Annotated in this window: 18 protein-coding genes; 7 read left to right on the forward strand and 11 right to left on the reverse strand. The window is 47.5% G+C overall.

Translation table 11 applies throughout. The features are described from left to right. Positions 1-2 precede the first annotated feature (2 nt). Together NSB28_RS20705 and NSB28_RS20710 are read right to left on the reverse strand one after the other, a co-directional pair. Positions 3-2,672, reverse strand: a complete 2,670-nt coding sequence (locus tag NSB28_RS20705) for a glycosyl hydrolase (protein ID WP_109625870.1) — start codon at positions 2,670-2,672, stop codon at positions 3-5. A 13-nt stretch (positions 2,673-2,685) separates the two neighbouring features. After that, the gene (locus tag NSB28_RS20710; RefSeq protein WP_109625871.1) at positions 2,686-4,755 is read right to left on the reverse strand and encodes a beta-galactosidase; all 2,070 of its coding nucleotides are present in this window, start codon (positions 4,753-4,755) and stop codon (positions 2,686-2,688) included. Between the two features lie 653 nt (positions 4,756-5,408). On the opposite strand from NSB28_RS20710, the gene NSB28_RS20715 reads away from it, so the two are divergent. After that, entirely contained in the window at positions 5,409-6,200 is a 792-nt protein-coding gene (locus NSB28_RS20715; protein WP_109625872.1) for a GNAT family N-acetyltransferase, read from the forward strand. 109 nt (positions 6,201-6,309) lie between these two features. Here NSB28_RS20715 and NSB28_RS20720 read toward each other — a convergent pair whose 3' ends face one another. After that, a complete protein-coding gene (locus tag NSB28_RS20720) occupies positions 6,310-7,821 on the reverse strand; it encodes a catalase (protein ID WP_109625873.1) in 1,512 nt (503 codons plus the stop codon). Between the two features lie 279 nt (positions 7,822-8,100). On the opposite strand from NSB28_RS20720, the gene NSB28_RS20725 reads away from it, so the two are divergent. Next, positions 8,101-9,105 carry an AraC family transcriptional regulator gene (locus NSB28_RS20725; protein ID WP_109625874.1) on the forward strand — a complete coding sequence of 335 codons (1,005 nt, stop codon included), beginning with the start codon at positions 8,101-8,103 and terminating at the stop codon, positions 9,103-9,105. Here NSB28_RS20725 and NSB28_RS20730 read toward each other — a convergent pair. Next, positions 9,036-11,738 carry a glycosyl hydrolase gene (locus NSB28_RS20730; RefSeq protein WP_109625875.1) on the reverse strand — a complete coding sequence of 901 codons (2,703 nt, stop codon included), beginning with the start codon at positions 11,736-11,738 and terminating at the stop codon, positions 9,036-9,038. The genes NSB28_RS20725 and NSB28_RS20730 overlap by 70 nt on opposite strands. Before the next feature lie 253 nt (positions 11,739-11,991). Here NSB28_RS20730 and NSB28_RS20735 point away from each other — a divergent pair, with 253 nt between their 5' ends. From NSB28_RS20735 to NSB28_RS20755, 5 genes are read left to right on the forward strand one after another with little or no spacing between them, the layout of a single operon-like run. Next, a complete protein-coding gene (locus tag NSB28_RS20735) occupies positions 11,992-12,534 on the forward strand; it encodes an RNA polymerase sigma factor (RefSeq protein ID WP_109625876.1) in 543 nt (180 codons plus the stop codon). Beyond that, positions 12,527-13,291, forward strand: a complete 765-nt coding sequence (locus NSB28_RS20740) for a hypothetical protein (RefSeq protein WP_109625877.1) — start codon at positions 12,527-12,529, stop codon at positions 13,289-13,291. The genes NSB28_RS20735 and NSB28_RS20740 overlap by 8 nt, the downstream gene beginning before the upstream one ends. Beyond that, positions 13,275-14,132, forward strand: a complete 858-nt coding sequence (locus NSB28_RS20745; protein WP_109625878.1) for an ABC transporter ATP-binding protein — start codon at positions 13,275-13,277, stop codon at positions 14,130-14,132. The genes NSB28_RS20740 and NSB28_RS20745 overlap by 17 nt, the downstream gene beginning before the upstream one ends. A 3-nt stretch (positions 14,133-14,135) precedes the next feature. After that, positions 14,136-15,260 carry a hypothetical protein gene (locus NSB28_RS20750; protein ID WP_109625879.1) on the forward strand — a complete coding sequence of 375 codons (1,125 nt, stop codon included), beginning with the start codon at positions 14,136-14,138 and terminating at the stop codon, positions 15,258-15,260. A gap of 14 nt (positions 15,261-15,274) precedes the next feature. Next, positions 15,275-16,420 carry a hypothetical protein gene (locus NSB28_RS20755; RefSeq protein ID WP_109625880.1) on the forward strand — a complete coding sequence of 382 codons (1,146 nt, stop codon included), beginning with the start codon at positions 15,275-15,277 and terminating at the stop codon, positions 16,418-16,420. A 124-nt stretch (positions 16,421-16,544) separates the two neighbouring features. On the opposite strand, the gene NSB28_RS20760 is transcribed toward NSB28_RS20755, so the two are convergent. The 7 genes from NSB28_RS20760 to NSB28_RS20790 all read right to left on the reverse strand — a co-directional run bounded on the left by NSB28_RS20760 (position 16,545) and on the right by NSB28_RS20790 (position 24,555). Continuing rightward, on the reverse strand, positions 16,545-17,219 hold the full coding sequence (locus NSB28_RS20760; protein ID WP_109625881.1) for a YesL family protein: 675 nt from the start codon (positions 17,217-17,219) through the stop codon (positions 16,545-16,547). Beyond that, positions 17,216-18,436 carry a hypothetical protein gene (locus NSB28_RS20765; protein ID WP_109625882.1) on the reverse strand — a complete coding sequence of 407 codons (1,221 nt, stop codon included), beginning with the start codon at positions 18,434-18,436 and terminating at the stop codon, positions 17,216-17,218. The genes NSB28_RS20760 and NSB28_RS20765 overlap by 4 nt, the downstream gene beginning before the upstream one ends. Before the next feature lie 66 nt (positions 18,437-18,502). After that, positions 18,503-20,638: an alpha-L-fucosidase gene (locus NSB28_RS20770; RefSeq protein WP_257497755.1), complete on the reverse strand. Its 2,136-nt coding sequence runs from the start codon at positions 20,636-20,638 to the stop codon at positions 18,503-18,505. A gap of 16 nt (positions 20,639-20,654) precedes the next feature. Next, on the reverse strand, positions 20,655-21,758 hold the full coding sequence (locus NSB28_RS20775) for a Gfo/Idh/MocA family protein (protein ID WP_109625883.1): 1,104 nt from the start codon (positions 21,756-21,758) through the stop codon (positions 20,655-20,657). Next, on the reverse strand, positions 21,746-22,786 hold the full coding sequence (locus NSB28_RS20780) for a zinc-dependent alcohol dehydrogenase (protein WP_109625884.1): 1,041 nt from the start codon (positions 22,784-22,786) through the stop codon (positions 21,746-21,748). The genes NSB28_RS20775 and NSB28_RS20780 overlap by 13 nt, the downstream gene beginning before the upstream one ends. A gap of 42 nt (positions 22,787-22,828) precedes the next feature. After that, positions 22,829-23,671 carry a carbohydrate ABC transporter permease gene (locus NSB28_RS20785; RefSeq protein WP_109625885.1) on the reverse strand — a complete coding sequence of 281 codons (843 nt, stop codon included), beginning with the start codon at positions 23,669-23,671 and terminating at the stop codon, positions 22,829-22,831. Further along, on the reverse strand, positions 23,668-24,555 hold the full coding sequence (locus NSB28_RS20790) for a carbohydrate ABC transporter permease (protein WP_187374379.1): 888 nt from the start codon (positions 24,553-24,555) through the stop codon (positions 23,668-23,670). The genes NSB28_RS20785 and NSB28_RS20790 overlap by 4 nt, the downstream gene beginning before the upstream one ends.

Below are 24,555 nucleotides of genomic sequence, written 5' to 3' on the forward strand. Positions count from 1 at the left end.
CATCACCTGCTTTCATTCATCTTCTTCAGCTTCACCCAGACCGGCTTTCTGACCAGACCGGGCGGAGTGAGTACGGAAAGAGCCGACCAGCTGTCACATGACTCGTAGACCGGCGTTGTATGGACATCTATCCTGATCCTGTTCTTACCCGGTTCCAGTTCTAATTCCTGCACATACGGAGGACTGAATAAACGCCCGCATAGCCCTTCATTTACATAAATACTCATGCATCCATCCGCTTCGGGGAATCTTAAGTACCTTTTTTCTCTTTCAGAGGAATCAATCTCCGCCTCATAAATAATAGTCCCGTTAAATTTTTGTGCTGCCGCCCAGCCTGTCAGAACAGGAAATTCTTCTCCCCTGTCAATCCATGCTATACTCTGGCACCCGTCACAGCTGCGGTGTATCTCCCTGGATGAGATTTTCCAGACAGCCTGCAATTCCTCCCCTTCCTCCTCATATGGCAGGTAGACCGGACATCCATCCGGCTCTGTCTCTGTAAATATGATGACGCATGCTTCCTTCGGCTCCAGATTCAGGGGGACTCTGACACCATTGTCCCTCAGGCGCCTTTCGGCAGGCAGCATAAACACTTTATTTTCCATAGCATTGTATCTGACTGCTGTCCATTCACTTCCGTAATAGACAAGGCGGGCATCTGTTTTCTGTGAAGTACTCTCATTAAAGCAGCAGACAGCACATCCGTAATCACTCTCATATGTATAGATCCTGAGAGCAGGACCCCCGTTTTCACAGACTGCCAGAGGATGTATCACAGCTGATGTTTCTTCTGCCAGATGTTCAATATCCGTCTCCTTTCCCGATTCCGCAAGCCGTTTGAGGATCCGGTCTGTATCTCTCCTCTTTTTGGTCCCGCATATCCCTTCAGGTACACCTCCCGCAAAGAAAACAGGGCATCCCGCCTTCCCCAGCCTTATCAGCTCCTCTGCCGCCCAGTCCGGTATCTGTTCACAGAATGGAACAATAACAGCCTCATACCTCTGAGAACCTATTGTCAGTTTCCTCCCGTATTCTGCCTGTACGGGCATTGTCCCTGCCATCAGGTCAAAGGGGATAATATCCGCCTCGATCTGATGCTCCATTAAAGCCCGCAGCGGCTTCTGAAAAAGCATTGTCTTACCTGCCCACCCCGCATCAGCATGGTAGAAGATGGCAGCTCTGGCTGCATATGTCCCTCCGCTAAAGAGATGGCAGATTCTGTTCATATACTTCATCAGCATTGCAAAACAGTGAAACTGGCCATGATGCCCTCCGGCGTAGAAATGAGGCGGACAGTCCGGATCCGGGTATTCCTTGGGTGAAAAGGCATGGGGCACAAAATGATTGATCCCGCGGCTCATCATGTGATCCGCCAGCCATTTCATCAGAGCTGTGCTCTCCTGCCAGCCATATGCCCCGAAAATCTCACAGAGTGAATTCCCCGCCTTTTTTCCGTCAATATGGGCCAGAGAGCTTCCCATCTTGCCCAGGCCATAATGAAAGAACTCCCCGTCCCTGTCTGAGGCCACCCACTGGTGGATCACCTGATCCATACCGGGCATCACCTGCTGCAGAACCACATCAATGCCGGACATGCCCATTTCCCATATACTCCTGAAGTAATGGCCTGTACTGCAGCCAAGCCTTCCATGAGAATTGTCGTCCTCAATAATATGTCCCAGATGCATGACGCCATGATTTCTGCACCAGCTGCCTATCTGGCCGGAAAAAGAACAGGCCAGCTGCTTTGTTGTCTCATCCATATACTCATATCTGACAGAACCTGTCATATCCCCCGCCTCATTCCACAACGCCGGAAGATATTTATAAAAAGAGTTTCCCCATCTGTTCTTAAGCCTCTCCTCCAGTTCGCCGCTCCAGGGGATATACTTCATTCCCCGTCCCAGCCTGGCCTGAAAATCATACCCCGGCAAATTTCCAAATTCAGGCTCATCCGAGAAAAAGCCTGTGAACACTGTCCCAAAATCATCCTTATAATGTTCATAATGTGCCTCATAGACCTGGTCGATCAGCACCTTTACCGAACGGCTGTCCAGGATATTAAAATAATCCAGCTTTCCGTCCCCCCGGTGAGTCGTATAGAATATCATAATCCTCCACAGGCCGTCAGGGATATCTGTCTCCAGCCATCCTCCGTTTATGAGTGAAGTCACATCTATAGCTGTTTCCAGTTCCAGCTCTGCAGAATCCTGGGCTTTTCTTTTAACCAGTACGGTTCTGAGCAGCTGCCCCTCCCCTTCCATCACTGCTTCCACAGGCAGGGAGGCATTTTTCACAGGTCCCAGGACATCTGTGTTCCATACAGTTAAAAACTTATTAGCCAGGGGATTATCTCCCCCGGAAAATGCTCCGTTAGCGTGCCCCGTGGGAAAATGGTCATCATCCAGCAGCCATACCTGCATATTGAACTTCCTGGCATACTCCATGACAAAATCCATGTCCTTCCACCAACCCGGGCCTGCAAAGTCCGGATGCGGCCTGGCCTCTATACACAATCCCCGGACACCGCAGCTTCTGATCTTTTCCATTTCCTGAAGCAGAATATCATGAGGCTCACCATGCATCCACAGAAAAGGATAGATATAATTGCCGCCTCTCTCTTCTAATACTTCTCTGAGTCTGTCTGAACCTGATCTGTTATTTTGTACCATCTTAGGCCCTCCTTCATCTCTCTGGCTTATCCCGGAAGAATACATTTACCCCAAAGGTACCCAGCTTTCTGTGTATCTCTGTTCTGCCATCCATCTCTCTGACGGTCCCTTCCACTGCGGCATCATCCCCGCTCAGTTCTCTCCATTCAGGATCCAGAGCGTACTCTTTCACCGACTCGTCATGATTCATTACAAATAAATAGTCATGCTTCCTGCCGGGCCTGAACACGATCTCAACCTCAGCATTTCCGCTGTCCATACCCGAAGCAGATGCCTGGCTGTACGGGCAGCTGATCCCAGCCTCCCGGACCCAGTCAGCTGTCAGCCTGTCCAGCAGCTTCTGTTCCGGCTCACACCCTGCATAATAGGCTCTGCCCTTTCCTGACTGGCTGCATGTGAGGGCAGGCATCCCCTGATAATACTGATTTCCGTAATATAATAATGGCTGTGCATTTATCGGACTGATAATATCACACCATTTCCTTCCATACCCTGCCGCGTTCCCGTCCTGGTCTGTCAAAACAGCTTCATCCATGAGCAGGCAGTCATATTCGTGTACGTTAATGCCCAGCAAATCCGCCAGATATCCAGGCAGAGTACTCTGGCTGCATACATTTTCCCTGTCCTTTGCCCCTGATCTCATGGTCATGACAAGATGCCCGCCATTTCTTACATAATCCCCGTATCTTCCGGCTAACTCTTCATCCATCAGTATTGACAGCGGAGCAAATACAAGCTTATACTCATCCATCTTATCCCCTTCCCTTATAAAATCTACCGGTATATTCTGGGAATAAAGACTTTTATAGATCATCTGGACCTGCCCCGTGTAAGTCAGCTCAGGGTGGTGGGGCTGTATTTTAAACGCCCAGTCCTGGTCATAGGAAAAGACAATCGCAGTTTCTGCCCTCTGGCATATCCCTTCCATATCCTTCATCACGGGTGCCAGTTCCTGAATCACCCCGGCCAGCTCCCGGAACGTCCTTCCCGGCACGCCGTCATGAGGGAGAATGCCATGCCAGAATTGTTCTGTCCCAAACAGACATGTCCTCCATCTGAAAAATACAACAGCATCCGCTCCGTGTGCTGCCGTCTGATATGTCCACAGCTTCAGCTGGCCCGGCTTTGGTGTGCGTCCTATGATACTTCCACCCGTAGCGCCCGACTGCATCTCCATCATCCAGAATGGTTTCTTTTTCACACTCCTGATAAAATCATAGCAGGCTGCCACCTCATCCGGAGACTGTCCCGGCTGTTCAAAGTAATATCCTGTTGGATACTGGTCATTAGCCGCTATATCCAGCTGCTCTGCCATCTTAAAATAATCCGTCTTATCATAAAATCCCATAAGATTATGTGTAACCATATGTCCGGGACATATGGTTCTTATAATATCCGCCTGATATTTCAAAAAATCTATTACCAGATCTGAACAGAAACGCCGCCAGTTCAGCAATAGAGAAGGATTATGTGCAGTGGGCACGTCCCTGGGGGCTGGTATCTGCTCAAATTTCTGGTATTCCTGGCTCCAGAATACAGTTCCCCAGCTCTTATTCAGCTCCTGTATAGTTTTATATCTGCGCTTCAGCCATTCCTGAAAGGCTCTCTGGCAGGAGGGACACATACACAGATCCTCGTGGCTGTTGCCCAGCTCGTTATCTATCTGCCATCCTGCTATGGCAGGATGGTCCCTGTAGTGCCGGGCCATCGCTGTGACCAGCTCTCCCACCGCGTTTCTATAATCCTGGCTGCTATGGCAGTCATGGTGACGCCCGCCAAACCCCTTTACCATGCCATGGCTGTCCACCGGCAGGATGTCAGGATACTTTTCTGTCAGCCAGGCCGGCGGAGCTGCCGTGGGTGTTCCCAGGATTGTACTGATACCATGCCGGTACATTACAGAAACCGCCTCATCCAGCCATTCAAAACAGAATACCCCCGGCTCAGGTTCTATCCTGCTCCAGGCAAATTCCGCCATCCGAACTGCTCCGATCCCCATTTCCTCCATTAGTTCCGCATCTTTCTCCAGCCTTTCTCTGCCCCAGTGTTCGGGATAATAATCCACTCCAAATTGAAATCCCACTATTTCTACCTCCTCTGAATACTTTCCTGATTGAATTATAGAAAAACCGGCCTTGTGAGTCCATAGAATATATGCAGGGGACAGTTGGAGAATTTATCGGAAAGGAAAAGACATTTCAGGAGTAAACCCGTTCATTGGATAATGATTTGCAAGAGGTGTTCGTGACTATGAAGCCAAACAGAAAAAGAATACTGAACTGCAGGAGGCATACAACAAGCTGCTTGAATCGTATAATATCTTAAAAGATGCAGAAACTATTACTGCTGTCCCAAAAAGAGAAGAAACCAATTGACAATTTGGTACATACGCCATAGAATGAAAATAATAAGAGAAATATACGCCGTAAGGGTATTTTATTAAGAAAATTTTTCGCCGTAAGGGCAACATGAAAAGGCACTCATGAATGGGTGCCTTTTCATGTTGCCCAAATCTAATCTTTTTTATAAAATATGGTTTTATACCCACCAGTCCGAAATACATGTATTAAAAAGCATTTGGCAATTTTATCAGAAAAGCAAAGACATTTACCTTCTCCCCTGCTATAATATTAATAAATAGTTATTATCCGCAGAACCACACTTTCGGCGGAGCCGTAAATAGTAACCATAAATATATCCGGCCTCTTATTCTGCCTCTGAAGAAAGGAATTTATCATGCTTACAAAAATAAATGATATACAGAACAATCACGCATACAGCAAAGTAATACCTGAGCTGTTCGCAAACTGGGAGGAGACTATAATCTGGTCCTGTCTTGATGGGACTATGGGCGATATCTACGTGAAGGACACAGGGGATCTCGTTTCTGCCATGGCCGTACTGGGAGATTTCTGTTTTTTTGCCGGAAAACCAGATTTGGAGCTGGTGGAGTTTGACACAGAGGACCGCCCTGACTACCTTATAATGGTTCCTCAGACAGAAGAATGGGGAAGGTTCATTGAGCAGATCTATTCTAACAGGGCCAGAAAGACTGTACGCTATGCAATCAAAAAGGAGCCTGACATCTTTGATTATGCCCGGCTAAAGAGCGCCGTGGATTCTCTGGATCCGTCATATTCCATGAAGCTGATCGATGAAGAACTCTATCATTATTGCAGAGCAAATCTCTGGAGCAGGTGCTTTGTCTCCTTATATCCGGATTACAAGACATATAAGAAGCTGGGACTGGGTGTTGTCATCCTCAAAGATGGAGAACTCGTCTCCGGCGCATCCTCTTATTCTACATACAGGGAGGGTATTGAGATAGAAATAGATACCAGGGAAGATTACCGCAGAAGGGGGCTGGCGTATGCCTGCGCCGCAGGACTTATTCTTGAATGCAAAAAGCGGGGGCTGTATCCCAGCTGGGATGCCCAAAATAAGTGGTCTGTCGCCCTGGCGGAAAAACTGGGTTATCATTATGATCATGAATATACGGCATATGAAGTCTTCTGTAACCGTGCTTAATGAAGCAGAACTATTTGTCATGAAGCAAAAAAGTGCCATTTCTCCACTGAGATTATCACCGGAGAAATGGCACTTAAACGCTGTAACTGGCAGCCTTCTAATTATTTTACTACTTTAATGTTGCCTGAATCAGCGCCCTGTGATCGCCCTCAGCCAGCTCCCTGACTCTGTCTGTGGAGAGACCCAGAGCTTCGCTCATGCGCTCGCCGTATTCCTTGTCCGCCCAGTAGCAATGGACAGCATGGCGGTACTTTATATTTTCAGTGACAGGCTGGATGTTGCGGGCAGTATTTTCTATGAGGAGGGCCTTCTTGTCCTCTGTCATGATACGCCATAGATCACCGCCTGCACGGAAACAGTCATCGGTGGGATCATCCGCCGGATCGTATGCATACATAGCGCCTGACAGATCCAGAGGCGGTTCCATGACTTCTGGCTGGGCTGCCCAGACACCTGCGCTGTTAGGACTGTAGGCCGGAGCACCGCCATAATTGCCATCCACCCGCATAGCCCCGTCCCGGTGGTAGTCGGCTACATGTGCATGTTTTGCCTGGTTGACCGGGATCTGGTTTGCATTAACGCCAAGGCGGTAACGGTGTGCATCTCCATAGACAAACAGCCTTCCCTGCAGGAATTTATCCGGCGAAAAACCAATGCCGGGCACTACATGGGCAGGAGTAAATGCTGCCTGCTCCACCTCAGCAAAATAATTCTCAGGCCAGCGGTTTAATTCCAGTTCACCCACTTCAATGAGAGGAAATTCTTTGTGTTTCCAGATTTTAGTGATATCAAAAGGATTTTCATAGTGCTTTTTCGCCTGTTCCTCAGTCATCACCTGAATATACATAGTCCACTTAGGATAATCCCCTCTCTCGATCGCTTCAAAAAGGTCACGGCCTGCGCTTTCACGGTCATTTGCACAGACTGCTGCCGCCTCGCCATCCGTCAGATTTTTGATGCCCTGCTGGGTGCGGAAGTGGAATTTTACCCATACACGCTCATTCTTGGCATTGTACATTGAGAAGGTGTGTTCTCCATAAAAATGCATATGCCTGAATCCGTCCGGGATGCCCCGGTCTGACATGACGATAGTGGTCTGGTGGAATGTCTCAGGCAGAAGGGTCCAGAAATCCCAGTTGTTCTGGGCGCTGCGCATCCCTGTGCGCGGGTCGCGCTTGACAGCGCGGTTTAAATCCGGGAAGTTATGTACATCACGCAGGAAGAAGGTAGGAGTATTGTTTCCGACCAGGTCCCAGTTGCCTTCTTCTGTGTAAAACTTAACAGCTACGCCCCGGATATCCCGCTCTGCATCAGCAGCCCCGCGTTCACCCGCTACAGTAGAAAAACGAATGAACAGTTCAGTCTCTTTGCCGATCTCGGAAAAAAGCTTTGCCTTAGTGTAGTTCGTGATATCGTGGGTCACAGTAAATTTACCGTAGGCGCCCCAGCCCTTTGCATGCATCCTGCGCTCCGGAATCACTTCTCTGTCAAAGTGGGCCAGTTTTTCCAGCAGCCATACATCCTGCAGCATCACCGGCCCGCGCGGGCCTGCTGTCATAGAATGCTCATTTTCGGCGACGGGTGCGCCTGCCTCATTGGTCAGCTTCTTCAAATCATCCATTTTAAATCCTCCTTTGTGTTTTATAATACATCTCTTGTTCCCGTGTGTTATCTTCTCCTTTCTGTCATCCGGCCACTGTCCACATACGCAATGGCTTCTGAAACTATAACGGTCAATATCTATACTTTCTATCGTATCAGGTACCATATACACTGTCAAGGAACATTGGCGTCACTGTTCACACGTCACTGAGAATAGTGAAGGCAGTCCCTCCCGTTGCCTTCCCGGAAATAAACAGCTATAATAGAAATATCTTTCCCATCACATTAAGGAGGCCCCATGAATTACAAGACTCTGGAACAGCTTTTACACACTATAGAACCGGCAGAAAAAATATATTTAGAAAAACCTTTCTTTTCTGACTCTTTTTCTATCAAAGATTATATTACGACCGTATATATGATGGACGGCGGAGCTTCCGGCCTTTTTAAGTATACGCCCCATCCTGAGCTTAAGCTGACAAAGACCGGCCGTTTCCGGCCGGTCCTGCCTCATATCCATCCATGGATAGAGCTGGGTTATATGTTTTCCGGGTCCTGTGAGCACATGGTGCGGGACCGGGTCTATACTTTGAAAAAAGGACAGATCTACATACTTGATTCCGATACCCCTCACTCCATTGGTTATCTGGGCGAAAATGATATCCACATCAGTATCGTGATCAATAAACCTTTCTTTACAGAAGTCTTTTTCCACCACTTCTCAGAAGAAAGCGTACTGTCCCGCTTCCTGTCCGACGCCTTGTCAGCCATGGCTTCACATGACAATTACCTCTTCTTTCCTTCAGAGGACAACAGACGTATTCCTTTCATTATGAATGAGCTGATGCTTGAGCATCTGTCGCCCTCAGGCAATGCTCCATCTATTGTCAGCAGCCTCATCAGCCTTTTATTCCTGGAACTGGTAAACGTCTATGAACAGCAGAGCTCACAGGACACAGAATCACCACTGATACCGATCCTGAGATATATAAGAGCCAATTACCTGACCTGCAGCCTGATATCCACCGCCAGAGCATTTTCACTGAATCCCAACTATCTGACTACCATGCTGAAGAAAAAGACAGGAATGACTTTTAAGGAACTTATCCAGCAGCAGCGCTTTCTCTCCATTACAGGCCAGCTGCAGAACACCGGCCTGTCTATAGAAGAGATCGCACATTTAAACGGATATGAAAATACTACTTATTTTTATAAAAAGTTCCGCCAGGAATATCACTGCTCGCCAAAAGAGTTCCGTGAAAGATACAGGCGGACAGGCCCCAGCAGACCTGAAGGCTCCTGAGGCATGGCTCTGTCAAAGATGTTTCCCTGCCTCTCTTTTGCAAGCGTATTTGTTACCTTTACAAGCAGCCTGTTTTCACCTTCCCTGCATCCTCTTAGTTCAAAGGTATACGGCGGACATATCCTGATCCCTGCCGGGATACCGTTTACTGATACCTCGCCTGTCTCATACACATCACCCAAGTCAAGGAACACGTCCCCCAGCGTTTCCTCCTTTTCCAGGAAAAATGATTTCTCATAACTGACAGTTCCTGAATAATCAGGGAGTATATCCGGTCCTGAAATATTGACTAATTCCGTGATGTCCCGCAGATACTTATGCTCGCCGTCCGGTCCGTCTGCGGATATCTGCCAGCCGCCTTCAAGGGACAGTATTTTTCCGGAAATATCAGGCCGCTTATCCGTCTCTTTATCCAACTCTTTATCCGCCATCTGATCTGCTACTGTCATCTCCTCACCCATAACCGGGATCCTTCTGCTGATAACCGCATCTTCCGGTGCATGCAGCACGAAGAGTGACTGGTAAGGCTCAAGAATCAGTTTAAAGACAAACCCTTCCTTTATTTGTTTTCCTCCGGCTGCATAATACTTATCCTCCATAGCATCATAGAAGACAAGATTTCCTTTTTCCTTCAGCGTGATCTCTGCCCTGACTGTCTGGTACTTGCTCTCATTTGTAAAGAAGTATATGCTCTTCTTTTCCTTCTCATAATGCAGGCATCTCAGGTCAGGATATGATTTATCTGTCCTGATATCATTAAAGCCTCTCTCCTTCATCCACTCAGCTATCTTATCCAGCCCGCACACGTCAATGCCTGGATTATCCCGCAGTACATCAAGTATACCGGCATCACCATATTTGTAATATACATGCTCAGGATAATCGTCCACAAACAGAACGGGGATACCGTCCTTCGCGGCCCTGTCAAAGGCAGCCAGCAGCGCCTCTGGAAGGCACTGTGCATACGGAACAATGAGTACGTCATAATATTCATCCCCAATATGCAGGCGTCCATCCTCAGCTGAAAGGCCTTTGCCGTCCGCAAAGCAGTCGCCCGGGATCACATCACAGTCAATCTGAGACTCCATAAGAGCCCTGACTGCCTTCTCAAATGGCTGGTACCTGCCTCCCCACTCGGCCTCTGCATGATAGAGAACTGCTGCTGTAGCATGATGCGTACCGCCGCTTAACAGATGACACACCCTGTTGGCATAATCTGACCATTTTCTAAAATATTTCCATTGAGGATTTTCTCCTCTGGCGTAAAAGTGAGGCGGACAGTCTGGATCCTGATACTTTGGTGAAAAAGCATGGGGAACTAACACATTGATTCCTCTCACGCAGACATGGTCTGTCAGCCATTTCATCAGCTTCAGGCCTTCCTGCCAGCCATATGCGCCGAAGATTTCACATATGGTGATCCCTTTTTTGGCCGGGTCCAGATGTGCTGCTGAGGAAGCCATCTTACTGAGCCCCCAGTAGAAGAACTCTGAATCCAGATACCCAAAGGGCGTCGTGTGGAAGCCGTCCTTGTATTCAGGCCAGACCTGGTACACCACATCCAGTCCTGCCGTATCAAATCCCTCCATACTGCGGAAATAATGTCCGGGTCCGAAGCCCAGTCTGGCATGCGCTCCGTTATCCTCCACAATATGGCCGATCACCTTCACCCCATGAGACCTGCACCATTTTCCTATCTGTCCGGTAAAATCCCTCGCAAACAGCTTTGAGACAACATTCATGTATGCGTACTGCACATCCCTGCACACCTCGTTCTCACTGCTCCACAAAAATGGCAGACGGCAGCTCATGCCGCCCGGGTATTCCTCCTCCAAAGCCTCCATGACTTCCTCGCTCCAGGGATATACATACCCTGTTTTGCCAAGAGTTGTCTCATAGGAGGAGGCGCTTCCAAAACGTGGTTCATCTATAAAAAATCCTTTTATTGTCTTCCCGAACTCCTCTTTATACCGCTTATAATGCTCTTCATAAATTATATCAATATAATGTCCTACTGCATCATAACTGATGGGATTCACATAGTCCTTAGTCCACTCTTCTCCGCCATTTCTTGTAATGATCAGAAGGAATATCCTCCATGGCCCTTCCGGTATATCCCAGTACAGCATTCCATCCTTCACAAGACTCGTCAGATCTGTGAGCGTCTCCTCCTGCAGCTTATCATTCCCATTAGCGCGCCTGCCGGCTATCACCCTGAAAAGCTGATCCCCCTCTCCCAGCCACTGTCCTATCTGCAGAGATGCCCCCTTTAATGGACCCACTGCATCTATCTGCTGTTTGGAAAGATAGCGTTTTCTGGAGTCAGGATACAGCTCCCGTATCCTGCCGGCCCCCAGCCCGCTTGGATACGCATTATCATCAAAGATCCACACATCCATGCCCCGCAGCTTTGCCTCTGATAAGATAATATCCAGATCCCTCCACCATCCAAAGCTTAGGAAGTCCGGATGCGGACGTGATTCCACGATAAAGCTTCCTATTCCGCCTTCGTGCATCCTGGCTATCTCTTCCCTTAAAACGCTCTCCTCCTCCCCGTGCTGCCAGAACAAGGGGCAGAGTGAGCTTGGTATTTCCTCACCGGACATAAATATATTTGTATTCCTGTTCTTCATTGCCGTACCCTCCGTCACATTAAGATAAATGTTTAGTTTCTTCACATTAATATACTTATATCTTACTCAAAAAGAGAGGCCGGGACAACATTAAAACCTCTGGAGTTTTTGTATGGGAGCTGAAGTTTTGCTGTCCGGATGTTAAATGCCTTTTAAATCATATATAATAAATTTTATGAATAAACACCTGTAACTTTTTTCATTTACAAACGAGTAATAAATATAGAAGGAATAATACGAGGGGGTGGACAGTATGGAAGACGATAATGAGTTGATGCGCCTTGTTCAGGACGGAAGCCACAGAGCTTTTGAACAGCTCGTTTTGAAATACAGGAAGCATGCTGAAATGTTCTGCAGTTCCATTATCAGGGACAGTACTGCCGCCCAGGATATTGTGCAGGACTCCTTTGCAGACATATACATACAGCGCATGCGGTACAAATTCAGCTGTGGGTTTCAGACTTACTTGTGGACTGTCATCAAAAATAAATCTATAGATTACCTGAGAAAGAAAAATCATCAGCCTGAAGTCAGTATAGAAGGAGTTGATGAGGGGGTAAGCAATGATTCTCCGGAACAAATATACTTAGTACATGAGAGAGAACTGCAGATCCGGCAGCTGATGACAGCTCTTAAGAAAGAATACAGGGATGTCCTGTACCTGTACGCTGTGGAGGATCTAAGTTATCAGGAGATTGCTGTGCGTCTCAATAAACCGCTGCCGCAGATCAAAATTTTAATATACAGGGCGCGGAAAAAGGCGTCCAGGCTAAAGGAGGAGTGGAAAAATGAATGATCAGGAATATTTATCAGGAGTATGGCAAAAAGTCGATGAAAAAGAGATGGCAAACCAAATCGTTGAGTATATGGATACCCTGCCAAAGAAGATAGGACCCAGGGAATTTGCTGCCTGCCTGTTTAAAGAGATCGGTATCATGAACCTTTTCAGAAATACCCGCGATGTCATGTTTATTTCCTACGCTGTCACATTTCTCTTAATGTATGGCAGCACACAATATGTACTGGGGCGGGCGGAAGAAATCTATGGGCTTGCATTTCTTATATCACCCATACTTTATGGATGCACATTTACGTTAAGTTGTATAAAGGAAAAACAAAGAAATACCCTGGTAATACAAATGTCATGCAAATATACTTTTATACACATTATCTCACTGAGGATGGCCGCAATCAGCTTCTTAAGCCTGGCAGTAAATTATATATATGTCTGGGGGTTAGCCAGGATCTATCCCGTAAGCTTTTCAAGGCTTCTGATCCTTACCTTTACGGCCCAGGTTCTCTTTGCATCCATAATGTCCGGAATACTTTTCATTACAAGCCGGATTGTCTGTCTTTTAAGCGTACTGGTTATATGGTATCTGGTGAACGGTATTTTATATAATGGGATCCGCAGTCTGTATATACGTTTCATGGAAGGCACTTCCCTGCTTATATTTTGTATGATTTCTCTGATCGCGCTGATTTTATATATCAGCATAATTAAAAATATGATGGAGGAAAAAAGGAGGTATCACAATGCTGCAAATATGTGACGTAACGAAAAAGTACGGTGATTTTACCGCACTGGAACACTTGAGCCTGAATCTGGAGAATGGAATACATGCCCTGCTCTCCCCTAATGGAGCCGGAAAGAGCACACTGATGAAAATGATGGCAACCCTTTCCTTTCCCACCAGCGGAAAGCTATTATGGGATGGAAAGGATATTTACAAGTTGGAAGATAAATATCGTGAAAAGATAGGATATCTCCCTCAGCAATTCGGCTATTACAGAGATTACACCCCCACGCAGTTTTTAGAATATCTGTGTGTATTAAAAGGTATTGATAAGAAAACACGCAGCAGCAGGATCAAAGAAGTTTTAGATATGGTTGCCCTGACAGATTCCTCCGGCAAAAAAATGCGGAAATTTTCAGGGGGCATGATTCAGCGTGTCGGCATTGCCCAGGCTCTGCTAAATGATCCGAAACTGCTGATATTAGATGAACCAACCGCCGGGCTGGATCCAAAAGAACGTGTTAGGTTTCAGAATATTCTGTCCTCACTATCACGTGATAAGATCGTCTTGATTTCCACACATATTGTATCTGACATTGAATTTATTGCAAACCAGATTATCATGCTCAAAGACCACCGTCTCCTGTATGCTTCCGGGGCTGATGAAATCCGCCAGGTTCTGCGCGGAAAAGTTTATGAATGTACATTAGACACGTCCAGAACAGCTTCCTTTGAGGAACAGCATCAGGTTGTAGCAAAACGCCAGGAAGGCGGTCAAGTGATTGTAAGATTTATCAGTGAAAAACAAGAAGACCCACGCTGGACTTCCTGTTTTCCCACACTGGAGGATATTTTTCTCTATGTTTATAAGGAGTAGATTATGAGAGAAGAGATAAAGAAAAGCTGGAGAGGATATTTCATTCCTGTTTTCTGCCTGGGCTGCCTGCTGTTAAACTGCTATCTGCTTCTGGGCAGATGGGAATACAGAGATGACATACAGAAGATCAATAGAATGGCTTCAGAAACAGGAACCAGAATAACCAATAGTATCATACAGGATTATGAAAAGTTCTGGACTGAGAAAATGAACACATCCGGCATGAAATGGGAAGAGTTAGAAGGATTTATCCGGATGGCACCCGGATTATTTGAAAATGTCAGCCTGGAGGATATGGCCTATTCTTATATATCAGACAATCATCTGTCAGGAGAAGCTGCCGAATACGCTGTATCACTGTATCATGGACTGGAAGGGCGGAAGCAGGAGATCAGCGCAAATGAAGCAGGTACGCTCTTCCTGCCCGCAAGTATGTCTTATTTTTCCTATCTGTCTGTATATATCCTCTTTATTACTGCAATAGAAACGATTGCAGGCTGCGTGCTTATAACTGTAAGAAATACTCACTTTGAAATAAACAACAGGACGGAAGCAGTCATTTATACAACGTCAAAAGGCAGGCGGACTATTACAGATAAACTAACATGCAGTATCCTGGATGGCATCTTTATCTCAGCTATCCTTTATGGCATAACATTCATTTTATTAACTGCAGTTTATCCAGTCAATAATCTCTTGACTGCGCCTGTCAGCTCAGGCATGAATGAACTCGGCGGCTCGCCTTGCATCAGCAGCTGGCCTATTTCTATAGGCGGATACTTTCTGTTAAATTTTATAACTGCATCAGGGCTGGGGATTGTTTTTGTATTGCTTGCCTTTACGTTATCTGCAGTGATCAGGAATTCTTTTCTGGCTGTGCTTCTGGTCCTGGCCGGTACTTCCATTATACGGATTGCCGGAATGAATATGCCTTTATCTGTCATGTCATACTTTTATGAAAAATATAATCCTGTGGACTGTCTTCTGCAGGCCGGAAAATGGTTTATCAGCTGCTCCTCCTCGGTTTCACTTCCATTTTATGAATCGGGTACAATTATATTATGGAGCATGATCCTTGGAAGTGCCTGTATGATTATGATCCGGCGGTTTAACCGGCAAGAATTATAGAAAGGGGTGTCAGAATGTTAAAATCGGAAATGCGAAAGCTCCTGAGCCTTCCCAGGCTGCTTATACTGATAATAGCTTTTGTTATATTTTATATGTTGTTCTTCAGGCCAAACCTGGATATTGCAAAACAGGATACAAGTTTATCAATACAGTATGAGATATCTGAGGATCTTATTGAAAAATATGGAACTGAATTAGATTTCTCAGAATATGAAGATTTATGTGCAAATATCCCGCAGAGACCAGAGAGTGAAATTGACAGATGGATCCGTAAACATGAGGAATACACAGAGTTAGGCATCACTACTTTTGAGGACCTGGAAAAAGCACTGGAAAGTCTTCCTACTGAAACGGCCGCAATTCTGTCTGGTAACTTAAATATCGCTTTCTCACAGGATGAACAAGCTGATATACGGCATGAACTGTTAAAAATCCAATATCTGGAATCAATCGCAGAGGAATACAGCACCCGGCAGACAATAAATGGCTCCATCGGCAGTGGACAGCTCTCCTCACGTACTCTAACTGAAATGGAACTGCAGAGTCTTATGCCCGATTACCCCGTTACATACTTTCTGCGTTTAGTCTCAGACTACTTTCTTTTCATGGTCTTCAGCTTGATCATGTTAATTGTACCCTACTCTGTAAAGGATAATATGAATAATATGAAGCCGCTCCTCTATACAACAAAAAGAGGACGCCATTTATATAAACTGAAAAGAAATGCCGTCCTTTTGGGATGCCTTATTATTATCACTGCAGAGATCGCTGTTCTATTTCAGTTTACATGGAGAAATAATTTCTGGTTCTGCAAGGACTGCTATATAACTGGCTTTTATAGTTCATTTATAAGCGCTTTCCCGGTTACGTTCGGTAATTATATGATGATATGTGCCGGAACTCTTCTGATTCTGTGCATACTGCTGGCAGGGATTATCTTCGTCCTGGCCGAGATTAGCGGAAATTATGTGGCTGCCTTAGCCTGGCAGCTGCCAGTCATAATATGCACATTTATTTTCTCCATTAAATTCGCAGTACATTTTTTTGACATATCACAGGGATTTTCCGTACCATTACTGCTTTTATTTACTTCTGCTGCAAGTGCCGGAACCTTGTACTTCTACAGACACCGTGAATTATTCAGGACCGGGCTGTTTTAAGGTTACTATTCACACGTCACCATCCCGCGAGGTGTTTTCATGCACGTTTTGCGCGAAAATTCCTAGGGCTGCAGCGCGAAACAGCGTTTTTGCCGTTTCTGTGCATCGCGGAGCGTGTTACTGGTCACTCCGTGACCAGTAACGTTTTAAGCCCGGCCTTCTCAAAAACATGCAGATAGATATGTGACATCATATAGGCAGTACCTGACACTCCAACTACCAGCAGCACCGGGATTGTAAATGCCGGGTATCTCACTGCCATCAAAAGAATTACTCCTTCCCCGGCCAGCAGCACTGCAGACCACGGAAGGTTTGCAACTGCCAGAAGAGCTGCCAGCCTGAGTGCATTTGTTTCTATTCCTTTTCTGGTCATCAGGGGAACAATATACAAAAATACGAGCATTAACAATATCTCACACACCATGATTCCCACCACAAGAGCTTCCCTTCCGCCCTCCGAAATATATTGGCCGTATACAAATGCTGCTGCCAGCACTGTCTGGCAGGTGAGAAAGGCCATCCACCCCACCGTAGCTCTCTTCATATTATCCAGATATGCCCTGATGAATGTACGCACCACATAGGATTCCCTGTTTTCTGCCATTTCCATAGTAACCTTATAGAGCGCCGCCGTGGACGCTCCGATGGTAATTATTGGAATGGAGCAGAGAATCCAGAGCAGGTTCAGGATCATCAGATCTGCCAGCTTTGACATAAACCTGAAAAATTTACCGTCTATTGCAAACCAAAGACCCCGCGGCTCATTGCTCGCGGAAATAAACGTTCCATACCGCTTCATGCTCCCTCCTCCGCCGGAAGTTCCGGGTTTTCTGAGAAGTGTTTCAGGATCACAAGGTTATCGCAGTCTGAGCTGTTTGTTATCCTTATGCCCTCCCTTGCTGCCCTCTCTGTCACAAAAAACTCATCATTTGTCAGCTGCCCATATCTTATCTGGGCCGGTGACTCCATATCAAACTCTCCGAATCTGCCCTTCCCCTGGATACAGATAGTTCCATAGGCCGCAGCGTCCCTGACTGTCACGCTTCTGCCCGGGTACACCATCAGGCGCTTTGCACAGACTACATCCGACTTGTAGCAGATCCACTCTTCCCTGTATCCTTCATCTTCCATCTCCTCAACAGGGCGCACCAGCTTCGGCGCCATAAAACGGTTCTTATGGAAATCCGGGTCCACGTTCATATCCCAGTCTATTACTTCCAGCAGGTATTCATAATTTCCCTTCTCCTCCTCCGGACAGTTTTTCCAGAGCAGATCTTCCTCCAATACCTGTCCATTCATCAGGACAGACTGATACATGGCATAGACGTCTGAAGCAAACTGCGGCTCGTAAGTGCAGAGGCTGCCCGGCGCATGCATGACTCCCGGCAGCACATCATATCCCGTGTCCAGAACGAGCTTATACGCCCTTGACAGATCCAGCAGCTTATTATCACCCTTTGTAAAATTCTTCAGAGCATCTAACACCTGCTCCTTTGATGTCTCCGGGTTGAAACCGAAGAATGTAAACGGAAACTCCCCTCCATGATTATTCAGCTGTGACGGATAAAAATACATCTCCGGCTTACCCGCTGCCCCTACTCTTTTTGCATGCTCATCCCTGTGATGGATGTGGTGGGGCAGAGGGCCGGCATTGTCAAAGAATTTAGAGAACATAGGCCAGCGTCCGTATTTCTTATATAAATGTTCCCCTATGATTTCCGCCCCCAAAAGCTCTACCGCATCCCTCAGCAGGATGCGCTTCTTTCCATCTGCCACAATATAGCTCAGCCCCTCATCCTCTGCTGTTTTTGGCCCGTTCTCTGCCCAGGTTGCCGAAGAAAACCACCGCTCATCGATCCCGCCCCTGTCGGCGCCCAGCGCATAATAATCATCCGGATGCAGTTTTATGCGTTTTCCCGGCCTGCAAAAAGACCTGGATACCCATACAGGCGCCAGCCTCAGCACCCCTTTTCCCTGCTCCAGGGCCTTTTCGGCCCATGTCATTTTATCTGTCATAACTTTATCCCTCCTGATCATATGTCCATATTTTGTAACTATTCAGCAGGGCTGTGCATTTACTGCTCAGTCCTTCCACTTCGCCAGAACCATGGCATATATTGAAAATGGCTCCAGAGACACACTGGCTATTCCGTTCTTCCAGGTAAAAGACAGCTCCTTTTCATCCGGAAGCAGCCATACCTTTTCCGGCGCTTGCTCTGCACGTATTTCCAGACATATGCCCGGCGTGTCGGGAATGCTGTACCCTTCTCTTGTCTCAATGACACCCAGCAGAGCTTCTTTCTTTTCCTCATCCCTGAACATTACGCATTCCACAGTCTCCGGCGCATCCGCCCTAAAACAGAACTCACCGCCGGCCAGCATTTTTATAATATTAGTAAAAACAGCTCCATGCTGGCTGCGCCCGGCCCTCTCTATGGGCAGGGCCGAGTAGACTGCCCGTCCCTTACCGTATCCCGCCAGGATCATTCCCGGCTCCTCTGTGGGGATTCCCGGCGGATTGGCATGGATAGTGGCAAATTTATAAGCAGGTCCGTTTACATCCACATACTCCTCCTCATGGATATCTGCAGGAAACATAGACCACCTGATCCCGGGTAGTGTATATGGGAATGTGAGATTTGCCAGCACTTTTCCTCTGAAGCCTTCCTTTAATTTAACGGCAGGCTCAAACATTACCAGGGGATATTTTTTTGTGAAATATCCTTCCATCACATTATCCTCCCCCTCCTCCGGGGCCAGGTAGGTCATCCTTCCATCTGTATATCCATCAGCCTCAGCGCCAAAGATCTCCTTTAAAAGCCTGGGATGGCACTGTCCGCTCAGATACAGGCTGCCGCCTCCCCTTACATAGTCAAGGATCAGCTCTGCTTCTTCTCCACTCATACCAGGGGCATCCGGTACCGCCAGAACCCTGTGCCCAAACATTTCCTGCCGTTTCCAGTTATTTATGATCCCATACGGGATATGAGCTGCCGCCAGGATATTCGCCGCACCCATCAGGGCATCATAATGGGGCATGCCGCCGCCGCTGCCGGTATCTCTGTCAAGCCTGTGGTCCATCACATGAATCCCATTGGCATTTGGGTCAAATTTTCCGTTCAGATTGAAGTACAGGCTCACATCATAAGCCTGCACTCCCCTGTTGAGATAGGGCTCATACTTTTTGGCCTCCCCGTAGATCTCCCCCATGAGGGAGTACACTCTCTTATCCACTGTCCCCGCCGGATCAATGGCATCGATGAGCAGGCTGGCCCCGTGGTGGATGTATGTCATTCCAACGCACTGACGCAGCTGGTCTTTTGTCTTTGTGGAAGTATGCTCCGCCAGAGTAGGATAACATCTTGACGTCATATACTGGAAGGGCTGGTTCTGGGTCAGGTTATACCAGGCTTTGCAGGCGAAGGACTGCTGCCTGAGCCCTCCGTACAGATCCGTGCCGATATAATCGCTGGCCAGAGATACATTCTCATTGTTCCCAAACCTCCAAAAGGCGATAGAATTGCCATACTGGTGCTCCACTGTGGCATCAGGCCTGTATTTATGTACTTCGTCCGTACACAGACGGGCAAATTCATAGATCCACTGGTGCCTTTCACGATCAAACTCTGTCCAGCGCTCATCCCGCCAGTCCACAGTCTGCGGCATATCTCCCTCATTTTTTTCGGCCCAGCGCTTTTTGCAGGAATCACAGTAGCATACCTCCGGCCAGAATGTCATATCAAAGAACACGCCTTCAAAATCAAAATATTCACAGAACTCTTTTATCTGAGCCTTTACGAAATCTCTGTACCCTTTACTGTTTGGGCAGCAGAGCCCATACCTGCCGCCGTGGTCCCTGGAACCCTGGCCGTAAGCATCCCGCATCCTCCACTCGGGATGCCTGTCATATTCCCTGTTATTAAATATAATGCTGTAATAGACCACAACGCTCATTCCGTCCTGATGGCAGAGATCTATCAGGTGCCTGATCTGATCTTCTTTTCCTGTAAAAGCCCTGTGCATCACTCCCGTCTTAGTAGGCCAATAGCACAGTCCCACGTGAGACTGGATATAGATCATAGGTGCGCTCACCTGCGCCCTCTTCAGCATTCTGAAATATTCCTCCGGGTCAAACTCCGCCATAAACGAATCATCCCAGTCCTCAATGTGCATATCCAGCAGTGTCCTTCTGTACCTGCTCTCATACCATTTCCCCATTCTGCTCCTCCTTCTCTTAGAACCGGCGGTACTTGACCAGGCCCAGCTTATCCTTAAGAACCTCCAGGGCATCATACTGCAGCGGCAGCCTCATAGGCAGATCTACCCTGGTGCGCTCTATCGCACTAACATACATCGCTTCTAAAATCTCATAACCATGGTACGCCTGACTCAGGCTGCACGGGTGTCCGTCCTTCACTTTGTTCATCCAGTCTGCAAAGTCTTTTGTGTAACGCACCTGTGCATCATACTGTTCCTTTTGGAAAAAGTCATGGTAGTCACCTTTACGTATATCCGGTGAGGTGAGAGGTGAGAACACTGCATATTTTCCATTGCAGGAAGCCCACGCATATCCCTTTGTGCCGTAGACAGTAAGCCTGTCATCGGTCCAGTACGCCGCTTCTGCGGGACCATGGGTAAATCCTGTATTGTGCTCCTCATGCCTGGCTGCAAAGTAGCCGCACTCCAAAGTCATCCTCACTCCGTTCTCGCATATCATCTGCCCCATTACATAATCCGGGGATGGATGGGAATCGTCCAGGTAAAAGTTTCCATGTACATGGCCGGTGACACTTAAAACCCTCTTACCCCCATTTGCCCAGAGCAGATAATCAATGTAATGTGTCCCCAGCTGTGAGGCCTGCGGCTGGCAGCTGGCCTTCATCTCATGAATCTCTCCCAGCTCACCGCTGTCTATAGCCTCCTTAAGCCTCATAAATGACCTAACATATTTGTGCTGATGGCAGACAATTGTTTTTATCCCGTTTTCCATACAGAGTTTTCTGATCTTGTCAGCCTCATCCAGAGAAGTTGCCATGGGCTTTTCAAACATCAGTCCTCTCACCTTATATTCCGCCGCCAGCTCTGCCAACGGCAGCCGGATATGCGGCATTGTCACGAAAGCGAGGATATCCGGCCTTACTTTATCCAGCATCAGCCTGGCATCGGTGTAGCAGATATCCTTTGAAATGCCGCACTCTTTAACTGCCTTCTCCAGGTTCTCCTCTTTCCTGTCACAGACGCCTGCCACATGAAAATACTCAAGATTTTTCAGGAAACCATACAGATGTATCCTGCCCCGCTCTCCCATTCCTATAACAGCAACTGTCAATCTTTCCATTTTTCCTCCGTCCCATGCCCTGTCCGGCATGTCTGGTCCCTGTACAGCAGGACCTTTCCTGTCTTTCCGCTAAAAAACATGCTGCAGGCATCAGGCGCCTTGTCCAGGTGCATCCTATGGGTCACTGCCGTTTTCGGGTCAAACCCTCTTTTATATATCTCACATAGTCCGTAAAAGTCATTTCTGGTAAAATAGAATGCTCCCGTCAGAGTTACCTCTTTATGTATAATGTGATCCGACGGTATAATTTCCAGCCCTTTATAGTTTTCTCCGCAGAAGACAACAGTCCCTGCAGGCCTGACTATTTCCAGGGCGGTTCTTTCTGCCAGAGGGCTCCCCGAGCACTCAAACACCACATCAGCTCCCAGCCCGCCAGTCAGCTCTCCCAGACGCTCCCCTGGACATGTATCCGAAAACTGTCCCAGCACTTCATCCGCCCCGGCCAGCTCTGCCGCGTAATGGCAGCGGAGCTGGTTTTTTTCCATTACAGCTGCATAATACCCATAGTATTTCAGCAGTGAAATAACGCCCAGCCCGATAGGCCCCGCTCCAATTACTGCCGCCACCCGGCCAAAGTCAGGCCTGATCTTATTTACCGCCCTGTATGCCACGCCAAGCGTGTCACCCCCCAGCAGCACGCCTGCCTCAAAGTCCATATAATCAGGCAGAGGGATACAGCATTCCTCCGGAACAGCCGCATACTGGGCATGCCCGCCCTGGCACACGTGGAGCTCCCTGCAGAATTGGGGCTGGCCGGTCCTGCAGTAATAACAGTCACCGCAGCCTGCCAGTACATTCACTGTCACCCTGTCCCCGGCCTTAAGCCTCCTGCAGCCGTTCGTCTCTCTCACAATGCCTGCAAACTCATGACCTGACACAAAGCTGCAGCCGTTTTCATAGTCGCTTCTCTCACTCCCGCACAGGGCCGATACAGCAACCTCCAGCAGGACCTGTCCTTCTTTGGTTTCAGGCACAGGCATCTTGGCAATCCTGGCCTGCCCCCTCCCCAGATATCTCAGCCCTTTCATATTCTCCACGCCTCCTGTCCTCTCATTACAATCTGGGCGCACCTATCCTTTTACTGCCCCTCCCGCCAGTCCGGCCACGATATACTTCTGAAGGAATACATACATGACAGTGAGCGGTATAGAGGACAGCACTATGGCTGCAAACAAAAGGTTATATTCAATAGAATACTGCCCTTTAAAGCTGTAGATAAACAGCGGCAGCGTCTGCGTCTTTTTATCGGCCCCCAGTATCATGAGCGATATCAGAAATTCATTCCACATCCAGAGAAAATTTGTAATTACAATTGTCGCTGTCATGGGCTTCATAATAGGAAAGATGACTTTAAAGAAGGTCTTCCATGACCCCGCCCCTTCTACATATGCTGACTCTGCCAGCTCCCTGGGAATCGTCTTCAGATAGCCGTTGCACAGATACACTCCCTGTATAAGAGGATAAGTGACAAAAATAATAATGATGCTCAGCCTGTTTCCCAGCCCAAGCCCCTTCATAAACATGGAGAGGGGCAGAGCCACTATCTGAAAGGGCACGAACATTGCCGCCGTTATGTAATACAGGGTAAATTTAGAAGTCTTCAGCGGCATAGTCTGGTTCACCGCATAAGAGACCGCCGGTACAAATATTGTCACGATCGCAATAGATACAAGTGTGAAAAACGTAGTATTAAAAACTGCCTGCAGAAATCCGCTCCTGTTAAACACTTCAATATAATTCTGTATATTAAAGGCCTCCGGCAGCGTCAGAAAGCTTTTGCTGGATTCAGCCTGAGTCTTGAAGGAGTTCACAACTGTCACATACAGCACAAGAGCGATACACAGGAACCAGAAGATCAGACAGATATATGTCAGGATATTTGTGATCCTTTTCTTTGTCTTCATATTCATCATTGCTGCTCAATGCCTCCTCTCCCTACTACCTTCATGATGAAGAAGGAAGCCAGGGCAATAAAAAGAAAGAGAACGATTGCCGTCGCGCAGCCCTGGGAAAATTTCATGTCAGTGCTTCCCATCAGGTAGATCTTATATCCCATGGATGTAGTTGCCTTTGCCGGTCCCCCCTGGGTCAGCGAGATAATATAGTCAAATACCACGAGGGCATCCCTGATCCCCTTGACAAGGCAGATGACAAGCGTGGAGGCCAGATAGGGGAAGGTCACCACGCGAAACCTGGCTAAGGGTCCTGCCCCGTCTATCTTGGCTGCTTCTGTCAGTTCTCCGGGCACACTCTGAAGCGCAGCTATCAAAAGCACGGTTGGGATTGACAGATTCTGCCAGAATCCCAGGATGATCACAGCGGCCACAGCTCCCGCCTTTGTGGACAGAAGGCTTGTCTCAAGGGCTCCCACCCCCAGGGTCTGGCCAATCATCGGGAGCATTCTTCTGAATATCTCGTTAAAGATCAGGCCCAGGGAGAGCATTGAGATGATAGCCGGATAAAAAAATATGGATCGGAAGAAATTAACCCCTCTCAATTTCTTTGTCAAAAGTATCCCCAGAAAAACGGAACAGGGGATCGTGGTGGCATTCACCACCACAGTATAGATCAGGGTAAATTTAATTGAATTAAAAAGGTCCTTATCCCGGAATACCTTCACAAAGTTTTTGAACCCCACAAAATGATATTCCAGGGAATAGCCGTTCCAGTCTGTCAGACTGAAGTAAAAGCTGTAAAGCGCCGGGACAATAAAGAACACAGTATAGAGCACCAGGGCTGTCACTATAACCGGCATGTAGGAAACATTTCTTTTATGGCTGATGCTGTTCTTTCTCAT

Source organism: Murimonas intestini (genome assembly GCF_024622195.1).
GTDB classification, from domain to species: domain Bacteria; phylum Bacillota; class Clostridia; order Lachnospirales; family Lachnospiraceae; genus Murimonas; species Murimonas intestini.

Coding starts and splice junctions, on each gene's coding strand:
- NSB28_RS20735 (WP_109625876.1), top strand. CDS start 11,992: ATGGAAGACGATAATGAGTTGATGCGCCTTGTTCAGGACGGAAGCCAC.
- NSB28_RS20715 (WP_109625872.1), top strand. CDS start 5,409: ATGCTTACAAAAATAAATGATATACAGAACAATCACGCATACAGCAAA.
- NSB28_RS20780 (WP_109625884.1), bottom strand. CDS start 22,786: ATGAAAGGGCTGAGATATCTGGGGAGGGGGCAGGCCAGGATTGCCAAG.
- NSB28_RS20720 (WP_109625873.1), bottom strand. CDS start 7,821: ATGGATGATTTGAAGAAGCTGACCAATGAGGCAGGCGCACCCGTCGCC.
- NSB28_RS20760 (WP_109625881.1), bottom strand. CDS start 17,219: ATGAAGCGGTATGGAACGTTTATTTCCGCGAGCAATGAGCCGCGGGGT.
- NSB28_RS20705 (WP_109625870.1), bottom strand. CDS start 2,672: ATGGTACAAAATAACAGATCAGGTTCAGACAGACTCAGAGAAGTATTA.
- NSB28_RS20775 (WP_109625883.1), bottom strand. CDS start 21,758: ATGGAAAGATTGACAGTTGCTGTTATAGGAATGGGAGAGCGGGGCAGG.
- NSB28_RS20765 (WP_109625882.1), bottom strand. CDS start 18,436: ATGACAGATAAAATGACATGGGCCGAAAAGGCCCTGGAGCAGGGAAAA.
- NSB28_RS20745 (WP_109625878.1), top strand. CDS start 13,275: ATGCTGCAAATATGTGACGTAACGAAAAAGTACGGTGATTTTACCGCA.
- NSB28_RS20730 (WP_109625875.1), bottom strand. CDS start 11,738: ATGAAGAACAGGAATACAAATATATTTATGTCCGGTGAGGAAATACCA.
- NSB28_RS20755 (WP_109625880.1), top strand. CDS start 15,275: ATGTTAAAATCGGAAATGCGAAAGCTCCTGAGCCTTCCCAGGCTGCTT.
- NSB28_RS20750 (WP_109625879.1), top strand. CDS start 14,136: ATGAGAGAAGAGATAAAGAAAAGCTGGAGAGGATATTTCATTCCTGTT.
- NSB28_RS20785 (WP_109625885.1), bottom strand. CDS start 23,671: ATGATGAATATGAAGACAAAGAAAAGGATCACAAATATCCTGACATAT.
- NSB28_RS20740 (WP_109625877.1), top strand. CDS start 12,527: ATGAATGATCAGGAATATTTATCAGGAGTATGGCAAAAAGTCGATGAA.
- NSB28_RS20770 (WP_257497755.1), bottom strand. CDS start 20,638: ATGGGGAAATGGTATGAGAGCAGGTACAGAAGGACACTGCTGGATATG.
- NSB28_RS20790 (WP_187374379.1), bottom strand. CDS start 24,555: ATGAGAAAGAACAGCATCAGCCATAAAAGAAATGTTTCCTACATGCCG.
- NSB28_RS20725 (WP_109625874.1), top strand. CDS start 8,101: ATGAATTACAAGACTCTGGAACAGCTTTTACACACTATAGAACCGGCA.